General features: G+C 59.9%; 18 protein-coding genes. All 18 read left to right on the top strand.

Features of this window, described 5'->3' with window-relative positions; genetic code table 11:
* Positions 1-4: 4 nt before the first annotated feature.
* Positions 5-1096, top strand: coding sequence for a glycosyltransferase (locus ABIB78_RS26875; RefSeq protein ID WP_429029705.1), 1092 nt, complete (start codon positions 5-7; stop codon positions 1094-1096).
* On the top strand, positions 1093-2310 hold the full coding sequence (locus ABIB78_RS26870; protein ID WP_429029703.1) for a glycosyltransferase family 4 protein: 1218 nt from the start codon (positions 1093-1095) through the stop codon (positions 2308-2310). The genes ABIB78_RS26875 and ABIB78_RS26870 overlap by 4 nt, the downstream gene beginning before the upstream one ends.
* Positions 2311-2447: 137 nt before the next feature.
* Positions 2448-3083, top strand: coding sequence for a winged helix-turn-helix transcriptional regulator (locus ABIB78_RS26865; RefSeq protein WP_429029701.1), 636 nt, complete (start codon positions 2448-2450; stop codon positions 3081-3083).
* A complete protein-coding gene (gene nusG, locus ABIB78_RS26860) occupies positions 3083-3598 on the top strand; it encodes a transcription termination/antitermination protein NusG (protein ID WP_429029699.1) in 516 nt (171 codons plus the stop codon). The genes ABIB78_RS26865 and nusG overlap by 1 nt, the downstream gene beginning before the upstream one ends.
* 116 nt (positions 3599-3714) lie before the next feature.
* Complete coding sequence (locus ABIB78_RS26855; RefSeq protein WP_429029697.1) at positions 3715-4653, top strand: Gfo/Idh/MocA family oxidoreductase; 939 nt, start codon at positions 3715-3717, stop codon at positions 4651-4653.
* The gene (locus ABIB78_RS26850; RefSeq protein WP_429029695.1) at positions 4650-5246 is read left to right on the top strand and encodes an acyltransferase; all 597 of its coding nucleotides are present in this window, start codon (positions 4650-4652) and stop codon (positions 5244-5246) included. Before ABIB78_RS26855 ends, ABIB78_RS26850 begins: the two co-directional genes overlap by 4 nt.
* Positions 5247-5284: 38 nt before the next feature.
* Complete coding sequence (locus ABIB78_RS26845; protein WP_429029693.1) at positions 5285-6706, top strand: hypothetical protein; 1422 nt, start codon at positions 5285-5287, stop codon at positions 6704-6706.
* Positions 6707-6750: 44 nt separating this feature from the next.
* Entirely contained in the window at positions 6751-8079 is a 1329-nt protein-coding gene (locus ABIB78_RS26840; RefSeq protein WP_429029691.1) for a hypothetical protein, read from the top strand.
* A gap of 47 nt (positions 8080-8126) precedes the next feature.
* Positions 8127-10043, top strand: a complete 1917-nt coding sequence (gene asnB / locus ABIB78_RS26835; RefSeq protein WP_429029689.1) for an asparagine synthase (glutamine-hydrolyzing) — start codon at positions 8127-8129, stop codon at positions 10041-10043.
* Positions 10044-10066: 23 nt separating this feature from the next.
* Entirely contained in the window at positions 10067-11014 is a 948-nt protein-coding gene (locus ABIB78_RS26830; RefSeq protein ID WP_429029687.1) for an NAD-dependent epimerase/dehydratase family protein, read from the top strand.
* Between the two features lie 13 nt (positions 11015-11027).
* Complete coding sequence (locus tag ABIB78_RS26825; protein ID WP_429029684.1) at positions 11028-11960, top strand: NAD-dependent epimerase/dehydratase family protein; 933 nt, start codon at positions 11028-11030, stop codon at positions 11958-11960.
* A gap of 2 nt (positions 11961-11962) precedes the next feature.
* Entirely contained in the window at positions 11963-13021 is a 1059-nt protein-coding gene (locus tag ABIB78_RS26820) for an NAD-dependent epimerase/dehydratase family protein (protein ID WP_429029682.1), read from the top strand.
* Complete coding sequence (gene wecB / locus ABIB78_RS26815; protein WP_429029680.1) at positions 13021-14082, top strand: non-hydrolyzing UDP-N-acetylglucosamine 2-epimerase; 1062 nt, start codon at positions 13021-13023, stop codon at positions 14080-14082. Before ABIB78_RS26820 ends, wecB begins: the two co-directional genes overlap by 1 nt.
* Before the next feature lie 103 nt (positions 14083-14185).
* Complete coding sequence (locus ABIB78_RS26810) at positions 14186-15217, top strand: NAD-dependent epimerase/dehydratase family protein (RefSeq protein ID WP_429029678.1); 1032 nt, start codon at positions 14186-14188, stop codon at positions 15215-15217.
* Positions 15218-15250: 33 nt separating this feature from the next.
* A complete protein-coding gene (gene asnB / locus ABIB78_RS26805; RefSeq protein WP_429029676.1) occupies positions 15251-17143 on the top strand; it encodes an asparagine synthase (glutamine-hydrolyzing) in 1893 nt (630 codons plus the stop codon).
* A 269-nt stretch (positions 17144-17412) separates the two neighbouring features.
* Positions 17413-19233, top strand: a complete 1821-nt coding sequence (locus tag ABIB78_RS26800; RefSeq protein WP_429029673.1) for a glycosyltransferase — start codon at positions 17413-17415, stop codon at positions 19231-19233.
* A gap of 6 nt (positions 19234-19239) precedes the next feature.
* Positions 19240-20157, top strand: coding sequence for an NAD-dependent epimerase/dehydratase family protein (locus ABIB78_RS26795; protein ID WP_429029671.1), 918 nt, complete (start codon positions 19240-19242; stop codon positions 20155-20157).
* Positions 20154-21023 carry a class I SAM-dependent methyltransferase gene (locus tag ABIB78_RS26790; protein ID WP_429029668.1) on the top strand — a complete coding sequence of 290 codons (870 nt, stop codon included), beginning with the start codon at positions 20154-20156 and terminating at the stop codon, positions 21021-21023. Before ABIB78_RS26795 ends, ABIB78_RS26790 begins: the two co-directional genes overlap by 4 nt.
* The last annotated feature ends 53 nt before the right edge of the window (positions 21024-21076 follow it).

Below are 21076 nucleotides of genomic sequence, written 5' to 3'. Positions count from 1 at the left end.
CTGCATGCTGTCGAGTGTCCATTCGGCCAACGACATTCGAATTGTTGAGAAGGAAGCGCGAAGCCTGTCCGATGCAGGTCACGAGGTGACCGTCGTGGCGCGGCTGCCGCGCCCAAGCGACACCGGACGCATCGCGTTCAGACTGATCGAGCAGCCCTCGGTCGCACGATGGAAGCGGCCGTGGGTCGCGGGGAGAGCGGCGATCGCACTTGCCCGGGCATCCGGGGCGGATGTCGTGCAATTCCACGATCCGGAGCTGATACCGTTCGCGCTCTTGCTCAAGAGCCGACGCTGCAAGGTGATCTACGACGTCCACGAGGACGTGCCGTCGGACATCCATTCCAAGCGGTGGATTTGGCCTTGGATGCGGCCTCTCGTGGCGCGCGCGATGGAACTGGTGGAGCGGAGCGCCGCGCGGCGCTTTGATGCGGTCGTGGCTGCGACACCGGCGATAGCGGATCGCTTTCAAAGCTATGGCGCTGATGTCACGCTGGTCAGGAACACCGTGCGGCTCGACGAATTCATCGAGCCGACGCCGACCACAAGGCGGCAGCGCCAGGCAGTTTACGTGGGCCGCGCGAGTTTCGATCGCGGGCTGGTCGAAATGGTGGAGGCATGCGCCGCTGTGCGGCTGCCGCTCGTCCTTGCCGGGACCATTGGCCGCGAAGAAGAAGCCTGGCTTGAGAAATCATCCGCCGACGTGTCATATAGGGGCAGGCTAGGACGTGGTGAGATCGCTGCTCTGCTGAACGAGAGTCTCATTGGCCTCAACCTGCTATTGCCGGAACCGAATTATTTGCTTTCGCTTCCAACGAAGCTTTTTGAATATATGGCCGCTGGGCTACCTGTCATTTCGAGTGATTTGCCGAAATCCAAGGAGATCGTTGAGGCAGCGGGCTGCGGCATCGTCGTGTCGCTGAGGGATCGCGAGGCGCTGCTGGAGAGCCTGTCCAGGCTCGCGGACGACCCTCAAATGGCGATCCAATTGGGGCTGGCGGGACGCGCGGCCGTTGCCAGAAGTTTCAATTGGCAGCACGACGCGGCGGAGCTCAACAATCTCTACCGGCGATTCGCTTCGCCCCGGGCGGCGGCATGAACATCTGGCTGGTGCATCCCTTCGCCGGAGGTCCCGGCCTGGGGCGCCACTATCGTCCGTTCTGGCTGGCGGACGCCTGGGGCAAGATGGGGCACCGGGTGATGGTTGTCAGCGCCGCCTTCCATCATCTGCACAGGCAGCCGCGCGTTCCAGGGCCGCAGCGGATCAACGACGTCGACTTCTGGTTTCTCGACACCCCGCGCTATGGCAGCGGCAGCCTGGGGCGGCTCCGCAACAATTTGAGTTTTGGGCCGGCCTTCGGCTCGGCGGCGTCTGCAATTGCTGCACAGTTCGGCAAACCGGATCTGATGATTGCGTCGAGTCCGCATCTGTTCTTCATTGCGGCGGCGCATCAGGTCGCGCAGCGTTTCGGTGCGAGGTTCTGGCTGGAGGTCCGCGACCTCTGGCCGGAGAGCATTATCGCACTCGGAATGACCCCGGCATGGCATCCGCTGATGAAGGTACTCGGCTGGAAGGAGCGCTCCGCGTATCGCGCGGCAGATCGCGTGATCTGTTTGCTGGCCGGATCAGAAGCCCATATGCGGGCGCGTGGCTTGCCGGCCGGCAGGTTCATGTGGATCCCGAACGGGGTGTCCGACGGCGAGATCCAGAGCGCGCTGACGATCGAAAATCTTCGCCACCCCCTGGTCGATCGCATCAATCTGCTGAAGCAGCAGGGCGGGCGCGTGGTGCTTTACGCCGGCGGCATGGGTCCTCCGAACGCCGTGGAGGCCATTCTCGATGCGGCTGCTATCCTCGGTAAATCGAACCCCGAGATTCGTTTCGTGATGATCGGTTCAGGGACCTCGCGGGCCGCGCTCGAACCATGGGCGGCCGCGCTTGGCAATGTGGAGTTTCACGACGAAGTCGATCGGTCGGTCGTGCATGGCATGCTGCATGCTTCCGATTGCGCGGTCGTCGCCTTCCACAAGAACGCGCTCTATCATCATGGCATCAGCCCCAACAAGCTGTTCGACTATTGCCTGTTCGCGCCGCGCAGCGTCATCGCCTGCGACGAGCGGGCGCTGGCCGGGCTTGAGGATCTGGTGACCGCGCGATGCGCACCTGATGATGCTGATCGGCTTGCGGCATCCCTGCGTGCCGCCCTCGACGGTCCGGCGCGTCCGCGCGGCGATCGTGTCGCCGCCGCGCAGCGCTACAGCTATTCCACGCTCGCTGCGCAGTATCTGGCCGGGCCCGTTGATCGGGCTTGAAGTGTGGTCATTGCAACACAGCTCTCCGGCATAAGTTCATTTATAATCAAGTGGTTAGAGTGTTCATCGCGTGAACGAATTTGCTTGACGTTCATCGAGTGAACGCGCTATCAGCCTCTCCAGTGGGGATTGGCGTGATGGCAGGCACACCGACGGATGAGAATGACAGCGACCGGCTCGCGCTCGGGCTGCTCACCTCTCTTGAGGCGGATGGTGCGCAATCGCAGCGGCGGATCGCAGCCGAGCTGGGCGTCGCGCTTGGCCTGGTCAACGCTTACCTGAAGCGGGCGATCAAAAAGGGCTTCGTCAAGGTGGGGTCGGCGCCCGCGCGGCGATATGCCTACTACCTCACGCCACAGGGCTTCTCCGAGAAATCGCGGCTGACCGTTCAATTCTTGTCAGACTCGTTTTCGCTCTTCCGCAAGGCGAAGGAGGAATACGGCAAGCTGTTTGAACGCGCGCAGGCGCGTGGCTTCAGGCGCGTTGTGCTTGCCGGGCAATCGGACCTTTGCGAAATCGCGATCCTGTGCGCGGTCGACGGGCCGATCTCAGTCCTTGCGATCGTTGATCCCGATGCAACCGCGACCCGGTTCATCGGAGTCAGAGTGGTTTCCTCCTATGCGTTGGTGGATGAGCCATTTGATGCGGTCGTCGTGACCCATTTGACCGGTGCGCGAAATGTATTCGACCAGGCGGTCAGAAAGTTCGGGGTGGAGAAAGTGCTCGCTCCGGAACTGCTGGGCTTGCGTCCAAAGCAGCCGCAGGGGGCGTGATGGCGATGCAGCCCGATTCGCGCTGGTACGTCGTGCAGACACAGGTCAATGCCGAAGCAAAGGCGGCGGCTGGCCTCGTGAGACAGGGATTCTCCACCTATCTTCCCCGCTATCAGAGGCGCCGCAGTCATGCGCGAAAGGTAGAGTTGGTGGTGCGGCCACTATTTCCGCGCTACCTCTTCGTCGCGATCGATGTTGCGGCCCAGCGCTGGCGCGCCATTCAATCGACGATTGGTGTTTCACATCTCGTGTGCGTCGGTGACCGGCCCGCCGCGGTGGAAAATGGCGTCATCGACACGCTGAGATCGCGCGAGGACGAAGCCGGATTCATCCAGCTTGTGCGCAGGCCGGCTTTCTCGCCCGGTGACACCGTGCGAATTGTCGAGGGTGCATTCGTCGATAGTCTTGCGCTCGTCGAAGATGCCAGCGATCACCATCGCGTGGCTGTTCTGTTGAACCTGTTGGGCCGCAAGGTTCGCGTCTTTGTCGGGGCGGATCTGATCGCTGCTGCTTGAGTGCGTCTGCGGCCTGGCAAGTGTGACGGATATTTTTGGCTTGGGTGTGACGCTCGATTCACCCCGAGTGCGGTAGCTTGCCTGAAGTAAACAGAAAGTTCGAGGAGAGGAATTTCATGACGATCTATGCGTTGATCGGTGCCGCCGGATATATTGCGCCGCGGCACATGCGGGCGATGGCCGATACCGGCGGCAAGCTCGCGGTGGCCTACGATCCTAACGACTCCGTGGGAATCATGGACAGCCATTTTCCGGATGCCGAGTTCTTCACGGAATATGAGTTGTTCGATCGCCACGTCGGTGCGTTGCAGCGCGACGGCAAAAAGCTCGACTACATGACGATCTGCTCGCCGAACTACCTTCACGACGCGCACTGCCGATTTGCGCTTCGCTCCGGGGTGGATGCCATCTGCGAAAAGCCGCTGGTGCTCAATCCTGGTGACATCGACGGACTGGCGGCCATTGAGCGCGATACCGGCCGGCGCATCTCCACCATTCTGCAATTGCGCCTGCATCCGGCGATCATCGCGCTTCGCGACCGCTTCGCCAATTCGCAGAAGCGTCACAAGGTGGAACTCACTTACATCACCTCGCGGGGACGCTGGTATCACGCTTCGTGGAAGGGTGCGGAGGAAAGGTCCGGCGGCGTAGCTACCAATATCGGGGTGCACTTCTTCGACATGTTGAGCTTCGTGTTCGGCCCTGCCAGCCGCAACGAGGCTCATCTGCGCGAGCCGGAGAGGGCTGCAGGCTCGCTGGAGTGCGAGCGCGCTGACGTGAGCTGGTTCCTGTCGCTGGATCGCAACGACCTGCCGGACAGCGTGAAGGGCAAGAAGACGACCTTTCGCTCGATCACCGTCGACGGCGAAGAGGTCGAGTTCTCCGAAGGATTCACCGACCTCCATACCAGGAGCTATGAGGAGATCGTCGCCGGCCGGGGCTTTCGTCTGGACGAAGTCCGCCCCTCGATCGATATCGTTTCCACATTCCGCACGGCGCCGATCGTTCGAAGCAATGGTGTTCACGCCTTTGCCCAGAAGGCGATGCACAAATGAGCGAGATGCGCGAGGATCCGCGCTTCCCGGGCGTACTGATCCATCAATCGAGCTACGTCGACGATGGTGCAGTGCTTGGACGCGGCACCAAGGTCTGGCACTTCTGCCACATTCTGTCCCGCACGGTCATCGGCGAGAATTGCTCGATCGGCCAGAACGTGATGATCGGTCCAAACGTGAGGATCGGGAACGGCTGCAAGATCCAGAACAACGTCTCGATCTACGATGGCGTCGAGCTTGCGGACGACGTGTTTTGCGGACCGAGCTGCGTCTTTACGAATGTGAACAATCCGCGGGCCGACGTTTCGCGGAAAGACGAGTTTCGCAAGACGCCGATCGGACGCGGCGTGAGCATCGGCGCCAATGCGACCATCGTCTGCGGGCATTCGCTTGGCGAATATTGCTTCATCGGGGCCGGCGCGGTGATCACGAAGGATGTCCTTGCGTTTGCATTGATGGCGGGAAATCCCGCAAGAAGGATCGGCTGGATGAGCAGGGCCGGCGAGCGGCTCGGCGACGATCTGAAGTGTCCGCGATCCGGCGAAGCTTACGTTGAAATTGATGGCCGATGCCTTCTCAAAGAGAAGCGCTAGGCTAGCGCTTTTTTCTAACCAACCTTTAGTTAACCCAGATGATTCCAGTCACCCATCCGACTCCTCCGCTCACCGCGGTCGACGCGCCCAATCTTCGGCGTCTTAATTTTCTGCTGCTCTGCGATTTCATGCCTGGCAGCGCCTCCACGATCATTGACCACGTCATGGGTTTGAAGGAGTTCTCCAGGCACTCGATCCAGATCTTCAACTCGAGGGGCGACGTCTCCGATCTGCTCGAGCTCGACCGATTTGACGGTGTCATCATCCACTATTCTCTCGTCGCCTGCATGGACACCTATATTGGCCCCAATTTGCGGGCCGCCATTTGCAGGTTCAAGGGGCTGAAGGCAGCCTTCATCCAGGACGAGTATCGCTGGATCAATGATACGATGGCCGCGCTGCGGCAGCTCGGCGTCCATATCCTGTTCAGTGTCGTCCCGCAGGAGATCATGGACGACTACTACCCGCAGGATCGGCTGCCGAATGTCGTCCGGGAAACTGTGCTTACCGGCTACGTTCCAGGCGAATTGCTCGATAGGACGGTGCCGCGTCTCGAGGATCGATCCATCGATGTCGGTTACCGTGCGAGAAAGGTTCCTGACTGGTTGGGAAGCTTTGCCCAGGAGAAGTGGCTGATTGCCGGTCGGTTCGAGGCGGATGCCGCCCAGTACGGACTGACCTGCGACATGTCCACGCGCGAGGAAGACCGCATCTACGGCGAGAACTGGATCGAGTTCCTTGCCAACTGCAAGGCTGTCCTCGGCACCGAAAGTGGTGCCAGCGTTTGCGACTTCACCGGCGAGATTCAGCGCAACGTGGATCAACATCTGGCCCGCGATCCGTCGGCGAGCTTTGAAACGCTGCGTGATCTGTATTTCAAGGATGAGGACAATCGAGTCATTCTCGCCGTCATCTCGCCGAGATGCTTCGAGGCGGCCGCGCTGCGAACCTTGATGATCCTGTACGAGGGCACCTATTCCGGAAGGCTTGAGCCCTGGCGGCACTATGTGCCGCTGAAAAAGGATCATTCAAATATGGCCGAGGTCATGGAGGTGCTGCGCGATCCCGTGCGGGCGCAGGAGATTGTCGACCAGGCCTATCGTGAGGTTGCGCTCAATCCCGACAACAGCTTCGAAGCAATGGTCCGGCAGGTCGATCGCGCTATTGACCGTCGATATCACCCTGAAATGGCGGCAACGAAACGGTGCTATGCCGAGGGGGAGCTTGTCGCATTGCTTGCGCGCGAAAAGCGCCGCATGCGGCGCCGGGAGCTGATACGGAAAGTGATGCGGAAGGCGAAGCAGACGACGCGCCACCGTCTGGTCGTCATCGCGAAGGTCGTTGCAGCGAATGGCGTCATCCATGTGGCGCGTTTGACGCCGGGTCCACTCCGTCGTTGGGCGAAACGGATCGTTTTGAGGCACACGAGAATTCGTCGCCTCATCGGGATTGATGCGTGACTGTTGCCGTCCCACGCTGCCGGGTGCAGGGTTAATCTTCGATCGTGCGCATCCTTATCCTGCACGAACTTGACGATCTTGACTCGGCGCGGCGTACGTCGATCAATCACGCGTTCGCACTCGTCAAATATGCTCCTCAGCACGAATACACGCTGCATAGTGCACGCCAGCCCGTCACCGCCCGTCTTCGCGAACAGGCCTTCGACGCGATCATTCTCGACACCACGTTTCTGTGCTGGAGATGGGCGAGGCCGAAATCGCTGTGGCTGGATCGACTCCTCGATGCCTACGATTTCATCGCGAAGTCGGATGCCGTCAAGGTGGCGCTGCCGCAGGATGAGTACGATCACGCCGAGATACTCGACAACTGGCTCTCGGACTGGAAAGTCGATCTCATCTATTCCGTCTGCTACGACCATCATGCGGAGTTCTATCCTCGCGCGCGGAAGCATGCCCGGGTGCTCGAGGCGCTGACGGGATACGTTGATGACGCCGATATCGGCCTGATGCAGCGCTTTGCCATCCCGTTCAAGGACCGGGACATCGACGTCGGCTACAGGGCCAGGGCGCTGCCCGCCTATTTCGGAAGAATTGGCCAGGTGAAGACCGAATTGGGCGATCGCTTCCGCTCCAGCATGGCGGATCGCCAGTTGAAGCTGGATATCTCGACGCAGGCGCGCGACGCGATCGTTGGCGACGCCTGGCTCCAGTTTCTGGGCAACAGCAAGTTCACCTTGGGCTGCGAGAGCGGAAGTTCGCTCCTGGACGCCAGGGGGGAGATCAGGGAATGCGTCGAGCGGCGGCTGCAGCGCAATCCGGCGGCCAGCTTTGAGGAATTGGAGCAGGCCTGCTTTCCCAGTCAGGATATGCGGAACGTCTATACCGCAGCGGGTCCGCGTCTGTTCGAGGCGGCGATCGCGCGGTCCTGTCAGATACTGACGCCCGGCAATTACGCCGGTGCCCTGAAGGCGGGTGAGCACTACATCGCCCTCGCGCCTGATTGCTCGAATGTCGAAGACGTCTATGAGCAGATGCAGGACGAGGACGCCAATATGGCGCGGATCGAGGCATGTTACCGTGCCTTGGTCGAGGATCCGAAGTTCCGCTATAGGAATTTCGTGGCAGGTCTGCTAGCGGAAGTTCGAGATGCTGCGATCAGGAAGGGGCGACGACTCCCTGATTGCGGTAGCTCAACCGGTACGGTAACAGACGAGCTTGCCTTACGGGAATCGTTTACCCGCGCCGTTCTTCGCGCGCATCAGCATCACATCGAGGATGTGAAGGAAATCAGGTTGTTACCCAATTTCCTTCACGCAGTTATCGTTACGCTTGTCCGCCAGATGCTGTCACTCGCGCGCAGAATTCGCGGATAGCTTTAGTGTCTTTGCAGCGATCTTGAATATCGAGGTTCTCTGAATTCATGTGTGGCATTGCAGGATTTGCATCTCTGTCCGGTCATCCCGTCGCAAGGCGCGTCGCGTCGCTCAACGCGATGAGCAGCTTGATTGCGCATCGCGGGCCCGATGGTACGGGGCAATGGAGCGATGACGCTGGAAGCGTCGGGCTGGTCCACCGTCGGCTTGCGATCATCGATTTGACGCCTGCCGGCGCCCAGCCCATGAAGGGGGCGAACGGCACCGTGATTTCCTACAACGGGGAAATCTACAACTTCGTCGAACTTCGCGAGCAGCTCTCGGACAGCTGGACGTTCCAGTCCGATTCGGACACGGAGGTGATCCTCGCCGCCTATGCCAAATGGGGCGAGCGCTGCGTCGATCATCTGCGCGGGATGTTCGCCTTTGCGATCTGGGACGTCAGAAACAAGAAGCTGTTTGCTGCACGCGATCGCTTCGGCATCAAGCCGTTCTACTACACGGTCCAGCAGGAGGTCTTCTACTTCGCGTCGGAAGCCAAGGCGCTGCTGCCGTTTCTGAGCGACATCGAAACCGACGCCGATGCGTTGAGCGAGTATCTCACGTTTCAGTACACGATCGGCAAGAAGACCCTGTTCAAGGGGATATCGGCCCTGCTGCCCGGCCATCTGCTTCGGCTTGAGGGCGGAGACGTCGTGACGTCCCGGTACTGGGACGTGCAATACGATGTCGATTTCGATCGCAGTCCGAGCTACTTCGAGCGGCGCTTCACCGAACTGCTGTCGGACTCGATGCAGGTGCATTTGCGCTCCGACGTTCCGGTCGGCGGGTACGTGTCGGGCGGTCTCGACTCCAGTCTTGTCGCGCTGATGGCTTCCAAACTGGACCACCGCAGCCGGGACGCATTCCATGGCCGCTTTCTCGAATTTCCCGGGTATGACGAGAGCGGCTATGCCAAGACCGTGACCGACCTGGCGGACATGTCGCTCCACATGGTCGACATCACTGCCGCCGACTTCCGCAACAGCATCGGCGACGTGATTTACCATCTGGACTTTCCGGTCGCCGGACCGGGATCGTTTCCGCAATACATGGTGTCCGCGCTCGCGGCTAAGAACGTCAAGGTCGTGCTGGGTGGACAGGGCGGCGACGAGCTGCTCGGCGGCTATGCGCGGTATCTGGTCGCCTATTTCGAGCAATGCATCAAGGCGGCGATCGACGGCACCTACCAGAGCGGCCACTACGTGGTCACGATCGAGTCGATCGTGCCCAATCTCGGTCTGCTGCGCGAATACAAGCCGATGATCAAGGAATTCTGGCGCGATGGCCTGTTCGCGGATCTTGATCGCAGGTACTTCCGCCTGGTCGATCGTTCGACCGACATGGTCGGTGAGGTCGATTGGCGCGCGTTGAACAAGGAAGCGGTGTTCGAGGCCTTCCGCGCCATTTTCAACAATCAGGACAATGTGCGGAAGGAAGCCTATTTCGACAAGATGACCCACTTCGACTTCAAGTGCCTGTTGCCGGCGTTGCTTCATGTCGAGGACCGCATGAGCATGGCGCACGGGCTGGAGAGCCGCGTGCCGTTGCTGGATCATCCCCTCGTGGAGTTTCTCGCTACCGTGCCGGCCGACGTGAAGTTCATGGGCGGGCAGATGAAGCAGCTCATGAAGACGGCTTATCGCGACACCCTGCCGAAGGCGCTGCTGCAGCGGCGCGACAAGATGGGTTTCCCGGTGCCGCTGAAGGAATGGTTCGACGGCGAGCTCAAGGACTTTGTCCTGGACATCTTTGGAGAACAGCGCTCGAAGCATCGCCCGTTCTTCAACAGTGATGTCGTGCTCTCCAGTTTCGGCGGGCAATCCCGCTTCTCCCGAAAGACGTGGGGTCTTCTCAGTCTGGAACTCTGGCACCAACGGTTTCATGACCGGGCGGCCGAGTTCCGCGCGATGGTCAGTGCTTAAACTTCTCAATCTGGATGGTGGCTATGAAGATATTTGTAACCGGCGGAGCCGGACAGGTCGGATCAACGGTTATCGACATGCTGCTGTCGCGCGGCGACACGGTGGTTGCGATCGACAATTATGCGACCGGCAGAGCCGATAACCTCACCAAGCACGCTGATCTGACCCTGGTCGAGGACTCGATCGCGAATGCTGCGGTGGTCGATCAGCTGTTCTCCGACTTCCGGCCTGAGGTCGTGATCCATACCGCGGCGTCCTACAAGGATCCGGAGGACTGGAGCAGCGATGCACTGGTGAACGCGGTCGGCACGGCCAACATCGCGAAGGCCTGCAAGACTTTCGGCGTATCCCGTCTGATCTACTTCCAGACGGCTCTCTGCTACGGCACGAAGCCGCTGCAGTCGCCGATCCCGCTCGATCATCCCATTAATCCCGTCAACTCCAGCTACGCGATCTCGAAGACGGCCGGCGAGCACTACGTGCAGTTCTCCGGGGTCGAATGGGTGACGTTCCGCCTTGCCAACGTGATCGGGCCGCGAAACGTGTCAGGGCCGCTGCCGATCTTCTACGGGCGGCTGGCCAAGGGACAGAAATGCTTCGTCACCCCGGCGCGCCGCGACTTCTGCTACGCGGGTGATCTTGCCCGCGTTGTCGTCAAGGCCGCCGATGGTGTCGGCCGCGGCACCTATCACTTCTCTTCAGGCAAGGATGTCGCCATCAAGGAACTCTACGATTCCGTGGTGCGCGCCATGAAGATCAATGATTACCCGGAGCCGGAAGTGAAGCCGCTCGGTCCGGACGATGCGCCATCGATCCTCCTCGACCCGTCACGTACGTTCAAGGATTTCGGCGCTGTCGAGTTCACCTCGCTCGACGAGATCGCCCGCCTGTCCGTTGAACGCTGGGAGAAGGAAGGCGTCGTCGGCGGCTACACGCATTTGAAGGAAGCGCGTGCGGAAATCCGCACCTGATCGGAACCGCGAGATGCGCATCATCATCACCGGCGGCGCGGGCTGCCTCGGCTCGAACCTGATCGAGCACTGGTTGCCGCAAGGCCACGAAATCCTCGTGATCGACAATTTCGCCACCGGCAAGCGCGAGGTTGTGCCGGCGCTTCCCGGCCTGACCTTGATCGACGGTTCGATCGCCGACCGGAATCTCGTTGCCTCGGCATTCGAGAAATTCCGGCCGACGCATGTCGTGCATTCGGCGGCTTCCTACAAGGACCCGGCGAACTGGCGGGAAGATATCGCAACGAACGTCGATGGCACCGCGAACGTGATCGACGCGGCGCGGGCCGCCGGCGCGGGCCGGATCCTGAACTTCCAGACCGTGCTGTGTTACGGCCGGCCGGATAGCACGCCGATCCCGGTCGACCATCCGCTGCGGCCGTTCACCAGCTATGGCATCTCAAAGGTTGCCGGCGAGCAGTACCTGGCGATGAGCGGGCTGCCTTACGTGTCGCTGCGGCTTGCCAACGTGACGGGGCCCCGCCTGGCGATTGGTCCGATCCCCACCTTCTACAAGCGCCTGAAGGCCGGGCAGGGCTGCTTCTGCAGCGACGCGCAGCGCGATTTCCTCGACATGTCCGACTTCCTGGCCGCGGTGGATCTCGCGATGGCCGAGCAGGCGCCGACCGGCGTCTTCAACGTATCGAGCGGGATCGGTCACTCGATCAAGGAAATCTACGATCTCGTACGGTCCCACCTCGGAATGCCGGCCGATCCTGACGTGAAGGTGGTGCCGGTCGGGGATGACGACGTGCCGTCCGTCGTTCCCGATCCGAGCAGGACCCGTGCAGTTCTCGGATGGCAAGCCAAGGTATCATTCGATGAGACCATCGGGCGCCTCCTTGCGTGGTACGACGCCTATGGCGTGAGCGATGTCTATAGTCATCTGGCGGCACCAAAGAGCTGATCATGAAGTCATTTAACGGATCGACCATTCTCGTCGTCGGCGGAGCCGGGTTCGTCGGTTCAAATCTCGTGCGGATGCTGCTGGACCAGGCGCCGGCCAAGGTCGTCGTCGTCGACAATCTGCTGTCGTCCGATGCCTCGAACGTGCTGGCCGATCCCCGGATCCAATTCGTGCCACGTCCAATCACCGAGGATGCTGTGCTCGCTGCACTGCCGGAGGATCTCGACTTTGCCTTCCATCTTGCGTGCTATCACGGCAACCAGTCGTCGATCGCCGACCCACTGGCGGATCATGACAACAACACGCTGACGAGCCTGAAGCTGTTCGAAAGGCTCAAGGGCATCCGGTCGCTGCAGAAGGTGGTGTATGCCGCGGCTGGCTGTGCGGTGGCCGAGAAGACCTTTGACGGCGCCTCCGCGACGACCGAGGACGCTCCGGTCTCGCTGTTCCACGACAGTCCCTATTCGATCTCCAAGCTGATCGGGGAGATGTACGGCAACTACTACTTCACCCGGTACAAGCTGCCCTTCGTGAAGGCGCGGTTCCAGAACGTCTACGGGCCGGGCGAAATACTTGGGGCCGGCCGCTGGCGCGGCACCGTCCACACGGTTTGGCGGAACGTCACCCCGACCTTCATCTGGAAGGCCCTGCACAACGAAGCCCTTCCTGTCGAGAATGGCGGGATCGCGTCTCGCGACTTCATCTTTGTGGAAGACATGGCGCGCGGATTGATGGCATGTGCCCTCTCGGGTGATCCCGGCGAAATCTACAATCTCGCCTCAGGCGTCGAGACCAGCATCCTTGATCTGGCGAAGCGGGTGAATGCGATCACCGGCAACCAGACGCCGATTGCGCTCACGCCGGCGCGCGACTGGGACAGGTCGGGCCAGCGCTTCGGCGATCCAGCCAAGGCGCGCGAAAAGCTCGGCTTCGTCGCGAGCGTCGCGCATGAGGATGGCCTCAAGCGGACCGTCGCGTGGACCCGGGAAAACCATGGTCACATCCTCGGCTGCATGCGCAATCACGTTGCCCATGTGCCCGACGTCGCGAAGTATTCCTGATGTCGATCAAGATCCTCACTGTGGTCGGTGCGAGACCGCAGTTCATCAAGGCCGCAGCGGTCAGCCGGGCCATTCGCGAAACGGATGGACTGACGGAGGTGATGATTCACACCGGTCAGCATTTCGATGCGAACATGTCTGATCTGTTCTTCGAGGAATTGGCCATCCCGAAGCCGAAACATCATCTGGACATCAATGGCGGTGGTCACGGTGACATGACCGGGCGGATGCTGATGGCCATCGAGCCGATCCTGCTTGCCGAAAAGCCGGACTGGGTCGTGGTGTATGGCGACACGAATTCGACCCTGGCCGGTTCGCTGGCAGCGGCCAAGCTTCACATTCCGGTAGCTCATGTCGAAGCCGGGCTTCGTTCCTTCAACCGGCGCATGCCTGAAGAGCTGAACCGGATTGTAACGGATCATCTCTCGGCGCTTCACCTTTGCCCCACCGCGACGGCGATCGCAAACCTTGCGGCTGAGGGCGTGGTCAAGGGCGTGCATCACGTCGGCGATGTGATGTACGACGCCACCCTGTTCGCTCTGGAAAAGGCCGAGGTCAGTTCCAAGATCCTGAGCGGGCTGGGGCTGCAACCCAGGCAATATGCGCTTGCCACCGTGCACCGCGCGGAGAACACCGACGATCCGGAGCGGCTCCGTGATGTCGTTCAATTTCTGCTGGAGCAGTCGCGCGGGCGCACCGTGGTCCTGCCGCTGCACCCGCGCACCCGGGGCGCCGCCTCGCGGCTGGGTGTGAGCCTGAAAGGACTGCGTATCATTGACCCGGTCGGTTATCTCGACATGGCGAAGCTGCTGCACCACGCCACCGAAGTGTATACAGACTCCGGCGGCCTGCAGAAGGAAGCCTACTTTCATCGCGTGCCGTGCGTGACGCTACGCGACGAAACCGAGTGGACCGAGACGGTTACAAACGGCTGGAACCGGCTCTGGAAGGGACCGGCGCATTTGGCGCGGAGCGACATCACCGACTACGGCCAGGGACGGGCAGCTTTCGAGATCGCGGAACTGCTGCGGGACCAGGCTTCATCGCACGCGCCAGGCTGAGATCATTGCCAACGGGATTCCCACCTGTTGCACTCCTGGTAGTTATCCAGCATCTCAAGCAGTCATCGTTGCTCTGCCGCGAGTTCGACTTTGTCTACTCCTGGTGAGGCGTAAACTCCAGTCCAAGAGGTCAGCCTTGGAAATCAACGGCAAGAAGTTCCTCGTCATCGGCGGAGCGGGATTGATCGGCTCTCATGCAGTCGAACAGCTCGCGAAGCACGATGTCGGCGAGATCGTGATCTTCGATAATTTCGCGCGTGGTTCCCTCGGGAATGTCGAGCGGGTTCTCGGGGATCCGCGCGTCAAGATATTCGAGGCAGGTGGCGATGTCTGCCAATCCGATATCCTTGATGCCGCCATGAAGGGCAAGGATGGCGTGTTCCATTTTGCGGCGCTGTGGCTCTTGCAATGCCATGAATTCCCCCGGGCGGCCTTCGACACCAATATTCGAGGGACGTTCAATGTGCTCGAAGCCTGCGTCGCCAACCGGATCAAGCGTCTCGTCTATTCCTCTTCGGCTTCGGTTTACGGCGATGCGGTCGAAGAGCCGATGACCGAAGACCATCCGTTCAACAACAAGAATTTCTACGGCGCGACCAAGATCGCCGGCGAAGCGATGGCGACGGCGTTTTGTCACCGCTATGGCCTGCCTGCGGTCGGCTTGCGCTACATGAACGTCTACGGACCGCGTCAGGATTATCAGGGCGCCTATATCGCGGTCATCATGAAGATGCTCGACGCGATCGACCGCGGCGAAGGGCCGACCATTCTGGGCGACGGTTCGGAAGCCTTCGACTTCGTTTCGGTGCTTGATTGTGCGCGGGCAAATCTCTGCGCGATGTCGGCCGATACGGTCGCCCGGTACTACAATGTCGGAACCGGCGAGCGAACGTCGCTCAAGGAGCTCGCGGAAATGCTGCTCCAGCTGACCGGGTCGAACCAGCCGATCAAGTACGCGCCGCGCAGCAACGCGACCTTCGTGCGCAATCGGGTCGGCTCTACGAAGCGCGCGGCCGAGGAAATCGGCTTCACCGCTGAAGTCGATTTGCGCGAAGGCCTGCAGATGCTGATCGAATGGCGGTCGAAGCATCGGGCCGGCCTCGAGCGGCGGCGCGCCAAGGCCGGCATTGAGTAAGGCTCTGCAGGCCAGGATCGGACAGATTTAGACATGTGCGGCGTCGCGGGCATTCTTAACCTCGATGGGCGGCCGGTGTCCCCGCATGTCCTGCGTGCGATGACGCAGGCGATCGCCCACCGTGGCCCTGACGGCGAAGGCCAATGGATTGACCGTTCGATAGGTCTCGGGCATCGCCGGCTGGCGATCATCGATTTAAGCCCGACCGGCGAGCAGCCGATGCAAACGCCGGATGGCCGGTTTGTGATTTCCTACAATGGCGAAATCTACAATTATCGGGAACTTCGCGCCGAGCTCGAAGCCCAGGGACATGTCTTCAGATCTCGCAGCGATACCGAGGTCCTGTTGCAGGCGATCGCAGCGTGGGGAATGGGTGCCCTGCAGCGTTTCAACGGCATGTTCGCCTTTGCCCTGTGGGACCAAAAGGAGCGCAGACTTACGCTTGCGAGAGATCGGTACGGCATCAAGCCGATGTACTACTGGTTGGGTGGCAAACAGTTGCTGTTTGCGTCGGAATCGAAGGCCTTTCGCGCCGTTCCGACCTTCAATGCGCGGCTCGATTCCGAGGGGTTGCTGGAGTACTTCACATTCCAGAATTTCTTCACGGACCGCACCTTGCTCAAGGGCGTCCGTATCCTTCCCGCGGGCTGCTATATCAGCGTGTCGAGCGAAGCAGGCGCTGGAACGCAGCCGAAGCTGACGCGCTACTGGGACTACAATTTTCAGGAGCCGGAAACAGCGCGGTCCGAAGCGGACTATCAAGAAGAGGTTGATCATCTGCTTCAACAGGCCGTGAAGCGGCAGCTCGTCTCTGATGTCGACGTGGGTGCGTATCTGTCAGGCGGAATGGACTCGGGAACGATTACCGCGATCGCGGCGCAGTCGCTCAGCTACATGCGCACGTTCACCTGCGGTTTCGACCTGAGCTCGGTATCTGGCATCGAGCTTTACTACGACGAGCGCGCGGCCTCGGAAAGAATGTCGTACCTGTTTCGCACCGAGCACTACGAAATGGTGCTCAAATCGGGCGACATGGAGCGCGTGCTTCCCAAGCTGGCTTGGCATCTGGAAGAGCCGCGCGTCGGACAGAGTTATCCGAACTACTACGTCGCTCAGCTCGCGAGCAAGTTCAACAAGGTCGTCCTTGCAGGAACCGGAGGCGACGAAATCTTCGGCGGTTATCCCTGGCGTTACTACCGAGCGGTCGTGAACCAGAGCTTCGAGCAGTATATCGACAAGTACTACGAGTACTGGCAGCGGCTTATTCCGAACAATGTGCTGAAGTGTGTCTTCGCTCCGATTTGGAGCGACGTGCAGGGCGTTTCGACGCGCGATATCTTCAGGGACATGTTCGATCAGCACGCGGAGCGTCTGACCCGTCCGGAGGACTACGTCAATCATTCGCTCTATCTGGAAGCCAAGACGTTTCTCCATGGGTTGTTGACCATGGAAGACAAGCTATCGATGGCGCATTCGCTTGAGACGCGCGTCCCGTTTCTCGACAACGATCTTGTCGACTTCGCCATGAAGCTGCCGGTCCGGATGAAGCTCGGCAAGCTCGATGAAGTCGTGGCATTGGACGAGAACGAGCCGGGCAGGAAAACGGCTCGCTACTTTCAGAAGGCTCGTGATGGCAAGATGTTGCTGCGGAACGTGATGCAGCGGCATATCCCTCAGGAAGTGGCGGAGCGAGAGAAGCAGGGCTTCTCTGGTCCCGATGCGAGCTGGTTCAAGGGCCAAAGCATCGACTTTGTCCGGAACGTCCTCTTCGACGATCAAGCGAAGATCTATCGCTATCTCGATCCCAAGCCGATAAGGGGGCTCATCGATGATCATCTTCAAGGTCGGGAAAATCGTCGACTGCTGATATGGTCGCTGATGAACGTCGAATACGCGTTGCGCGCACATATAGAGGACTGCGAATGATATCCGGCGGGGTGGAAAGTAAATTCCGCCGCGGTCTAATCCTCGGTCCTTCCGAAAGCCCAAACGCGATCTTAACAAAGACAAATTGTCGGCCCGATGTGTGTACGGGTGCGTCGTTGCGAGGGTCTGCGTATCGAGCTTCGACCTCCCCGTCGATCAGAGCGCCGTTCGCGGCGGCTGAGCGGCATGATCACAAATGCAAAGCACTCTGATACGCCCTGTTTATACAAATGGGGTGCCGGGTGACCAAGTGCGAGAAGTCGATTCCAATGTCCGAAAGCGAGTTGCGCGCCTCCTACGCCAAAGATGCATCCCTGGTCACGAATCTGAAATCGCTGGGCGGGAATTACGCTTCCGTTCTGTTCCGAATGGTAGGCACAAAGTCTCGCCGTTTGCGTCTTTTGCCGATCCGCGCGTCTAGTTCAGTTACTTTATTCCAAATTGGAGCTGATCTTCCTGCAGGTCTGGTTGCGCTTGCAGCGAATAAGTCCGAATTGCGCGCATGGGCCCGCGACCCGACCATCGAATGGAAACTGGGTGAGTGCATATCCGATTATCCTCAGTCCCGCCGGGATCAGTGGTCGGCGGACAATTGCCTGGCTGTCCGTGAGCTGATCGCATCGTCGACGCGTGACAACGAGCTGGTATGGAGAACTTTGATTGCATCTGATCAGGCAGTTGACGGTGTAAAGACCTGGCCTCTTGGATTCCGGCCCGAACACGCCGATCCTGACGTTCGCCGCCGTCGGCTGATGATCGCGGTTGGTCTAGCTCTTCCTAAAAGCCTGACGGCGCTACACCGGATTGAAGCCGCGGGGCAGCCGGCCACGCACAATCCGCCCTTTGGCGAGGAGCCGGTTCAGGACGTTCTCCGACCAAAAGGGGAGCCTGCCGTTCCCCGCCGCCGTTCGGTTCTTTTCGTCAATCCGAGCTATTACAATTTCCACTTTCTGGCCGATTCCTTGCGCAAGCGTGGCTGGGACGCCGTGTCGATGGCGATCATCGACCCGAACTCTGAATACGCCCAGCATTTCCACGGCCATGATTGGAACCTGTTCGAAGCGGACGCCAACAAACAACAGCAGGTTTTGCGTGAGCGCTTCCAGGAGGCGGCTGAACGATTTGACATGTTTCATTTTGCCGGCGTAGGGACCCTTTCCTTCTTTCCCTACAACTATGACACCTCAACGGATCACGATCGCGTCCCCTGGGATGTACTGGATTTGAAGCGGCGCGGCGCGAAGATCGCCTATAGCATTACCGGATGCCATGACTTGATCACGCAAACGGGCTTCGAGGCCTGGAGCCCGGGCATGTGCCCGAAATGCGCGTGGCGCGAGCGCCCCGAGATCTGTTCCAATCATCGCATGTCCGCCTGGGGCTGGAAGGTCGTGCAACTGGCGGATCTCATCTGCATCGAGACCGATCCACCGCTCGATTTTCGTGATACGGCCGCGGTTTTTCGTGAGCCGCTGTCCTTTGCTGTCGATCCTGAGTTCTGGCGTCCGGAACTTGGGCAGACAGTTCCTGTTCCCGAGTTGTGGCGCGAGCCCAAGGCCGACGGTGAAATCCTGATCTATCATTCGGTCGGCAATTATGAGATGCGCACCCGCCAAGGCGTCAACGTCAAAGGAACCGGTTCCGTTGTTGCCGCGATCGACAGGCTGAAGGCGGAGGGTCATCCGGTTCGGTTGCTATTTCGTAAGGACGTACCGAGTGTCGACAACCGCTGGATGCTCGCCCAAGCCGACATCATCGTCGATCAGCTCAACTATGGCCGCTACGGCGCGACTGCGCGGGAAGGCATGATGCTCGGTCGGCCCGTCGTGGGCCGCGTAAACAAGGTCGAAGCTCGCGGTCTGCCTGCCGTCCGGGCCATTGCCGAGTGTCCAATCATCGATGCGTCGGAGGAAACCATCTATGAGGTGCTCCGAAGGCTAGTGACCGACCCAGGCGAACGTTCCCGTATCGGCGCCGTAAGCCGCGCGCACGCGATGTGCTGGTGGTCAAAGGACGTGTTGGCCGAACGCTATGAACGGGTCTATGACCACCTGCACAAGCACGGTCGGCCGCCCGCGACGCTAGAGTGAGAGCGAATGCCTTCGCCAAATATCGATTTGACAGGTAGCCATGTGTTGCTGACGGGCGCAGCCGGCTTCCTAGGCTCACGGTTGTTGGGCCTCTTGCAAAGCAGGGGAGCAACCGTAACGGCATTGATAAGGCCTGGAAGGCAGCTTGCTTGCGTCACGAATGCGCGCATTCTGGAAGCTGACCTAGCAGGCAATTTTTCATCAGACCTGCAACACGTGGGCCGGGTCGATGCAATCATTCACCTTGCGCAGGCGGGCGGCTGGAAGGACTTTCCCAGCCGGACGGGTGCCATAGCGGCGGTGTCGATCGCCGCTGCTGCTCGTTTGGCGGAGTACGGTATTAGCCATGGCGCCCGCCAATTCATTCTGGCATCGTCCGGTGGAATATATGGACCATCCGCCCAGGCCTTGAACGAGGATGCACCGATTCGGCCGACCAGCGAGTTGGGCTTCTACCTCCAGGCAAAGGCATCAGCCGAAACATTGTTGCAGTGTTTTGAGCCACATCTTGTTGTCTCGCGTCTCAGATATTTCTTCGTATACGGCCCCGGGCAAAATGAAGACTTTCTCATTGCGCGAATCAGCAAGGCAATTGCGCGCGGAGAGTCGATCCGTCTTGCCGAAGCGTGTGGTCCGAGCCTCAACCCAATCTATGTCGACGATGCAGCTCGGGCGACCATGGCGGCGCTGGACCTCAAAGAGTCTTATGCTATCAATGTCGCTGGCCCGGAGATCGCGTCACTTCGGGAGATTGCGGAGCTGATTGCGAACGCGTCGAGTCATCGCGTCGCGATTGAGCCTGTCGACAAGTCACCTGACCACTATGTGGGCGCGACCGACCGAATGGTGAGACTGCTTGGGCCGCCGACGATTGGACTCAAGGACGGAGTATCCCGCGCGTGCCATCTCAAGAAAGCTGAATGACTATGGATTGGCTGCGAACTTCCTGGCGTGACGTCGAAGTCGACGAAAGTGATGATCTTCTTGAGGCCGTTCTTGATGATCCTGCAGAGCACGCCCGCGCTGTAGAATTTGGTCAAATCAGTGGAAAGCTAATTTCGCCTGACTCGGGCCTGCCACTGCATTTCAATGGTGTCGATCTGTCCACGAGTTCAGGCGAGTTGTTTCCCATCGACAATAGGTTGCCTGTTCTTTTGCCCCAGGCCGCGCGGCATTTCGCTGATCGGCACATCGAGACTCTGTCGATCCGCTCGATAAAGAACGCCTTTGATCAGTATCTGTACTTATGCGCCGTCAAAAACGCCGGAGGCGATTTGAACACACCGTTCGACGATCCCTGGTACAAGCGCCACGTGTTCCGCTCTCGCGTCTTGCTCGCCAACGCCCGTGGGCTGGTTCTGGACATTGGTTGCGACAGCCCGGATCTGAGCCGGCGCATGTTCCCGCGCTCTTGCGAATATCTTGGGATTGAGCCATCGCTCGGCAGAAACGAGCAATTTCGCGTTGTTGGTATGGCCGAATTCCTTCCGTTTGCTGAGGCCACGTTCGATTGCGTGTCTTTCCTGACCAGTCTCGATCACGTTTTTGATTACCATACGGCGATAGCAGAAGCGGCGCGCGTACTGAGGCGAGGCGGAAAGCTGTATTTGGCAACCCTAATCTGGACGGAAAGAGCCGAGCTCTATCGAGATGCAATTCACTTCCATCACTTCCGTGACTATGAGATTCAAGGCGCTTTGGGAGGATTCTCGATCGCACATATCAAGCGGTACGGTTGGAAAGGTGATCGGCATCGCTTCGGAGTGTATCTCGAAGCGACAAAATTGTAGACTCTGCGAGAGAATATGCGCTCCAAGTGCCCCGACGCTTCGGCATTGGACAT

This window comes from Bradyrhizobium sp. I1.14.4, assembly GCF_050435825.1.
Classification (GTDB): Bacteria; Pseudomonadota; Alphaproteobacteria; order Rhizobiales; family Xanthobacteraceae; genus Bradyrhizobium.
The sequence above is the reverse complement of the archived record's forward strand: the minus strand, read 5'-3'. Positions and strand labels throughout refer to the sequence as shown.

Excerpts from the sequence above, each read along its gene's own strand:
- ABIB78_RS26845 (WP_429029693.1), top strand. The coding sequence starts at position 5,285 with ATGATTCCAGTCACCCATCCGACTCCTCCGCTCACCGCGGTCGACGCG.
- ABIB78_RS26795 (WP_429029671.1), top strand. The coding sequence starts at position 19,240 with ATGCCTTCGCCAAATATCGATTTGACAGGTAGCCATGTGTTGCTGACG.
- ABIB78_RS26855 (WP_429029697.1), top strand. The coding sequence starts at position 3,715 with ATGACGATCTATGCGTTGATCGGTGCCGCCGGATATATTGCGCCGCGG.
- asnB (WP_429029689.1), top strand. The coding sequence starts at position 8,127 with ATGTGTGGCATTGCAGGATTTGCATCTCTGTCCGGTCATCCCGTCGCA.
- wecB (WP_429029680.1), top strand. The coding sequence starts at position 13,021 with ATGTCGATCAAGATCCTCACTGTGGTCGGTGCGAGACCGCAGTTCATC.
- asnB (WP_429029676.1), top strand. The coding sequence starts at position 15,251 with ATGTGCGGCGTCGCGGGCATTCTTAACCTCGATGGGCGGCCGGTGTCC.
- ABIB78_RS26850 (WP_429029695.1), top strand. The coding sequence starts at position 4,650 with ATGAGCGAGATGCGCGAGGATCCGCGCTTCCCGGGCGTACTGATCCAT.
- ABIB78_RS26865 (WP_429029701.1), top strand. The coding sequence starts at position 2,448 with ATGGCAGGCACACCGACGGATGAGAATGACAGCGACCGGCTCGCGCTC.
- ABIB78_RS26825 (WP_429029684.1), top strand. The coding sequence starts at position 11,028 with ATGCGCATCATCATCACCGGCGGCGCGGGCTGCCTCGGCTCGAACCTG.
- ABIB78_RS26870 (WP_429029703.1), top strand. The coding sequence starts at position 1,093 with ATGAACATCTGGCTGGTGCATCCCTTCGCCGGAGGTCCCGGCCTGGGG.
- ABIB78_RS26790 (WP_429029668.1), top strand. The coding sequence starts at position 20,154 with ATGACTATGGATTGGCTGCGAACTTCCTGGCGTGACGTCGAAGTCGAC.
- ABIB78_RS26800 (WP_429029673.1), top strand. The coding sequence starts at position 17,413 with ATGTCCGAAAGCGAGTTGCGCGCCTCCTACGCCAAAGATGCATCCCTG.
- ABIB78_RS26820 (WP_429029682.1), top strand. The coding sequence starts at position 11,963 with ATGAAGTCATTTAACGGATCGACCATTCTCGTCGTCGGCGGAGCCGGG.
- ABIB78_RS26875 (WP_429029705.1), top strand. The coding sequence starts at position 5 with ATGCTGTCGAGTGTCCATTCGGCCAACGACATTCGAATTGTTGAGAAG.
- ABIB78_RS26830 (WP_429029687.1), top strand. The coding sequence starts at position 10,067 with ATGAAGATATTTGTAACCGGCGGAGCCGGACAGGTCGGATCAACGGTT.
- nusG (WP_429029699.1), top strand. The coding sequence starts at position 3,083 with ATGGCGATGCAGCCCGATTCGCGCTGGTACGTCGTGCAGACACAGGTC.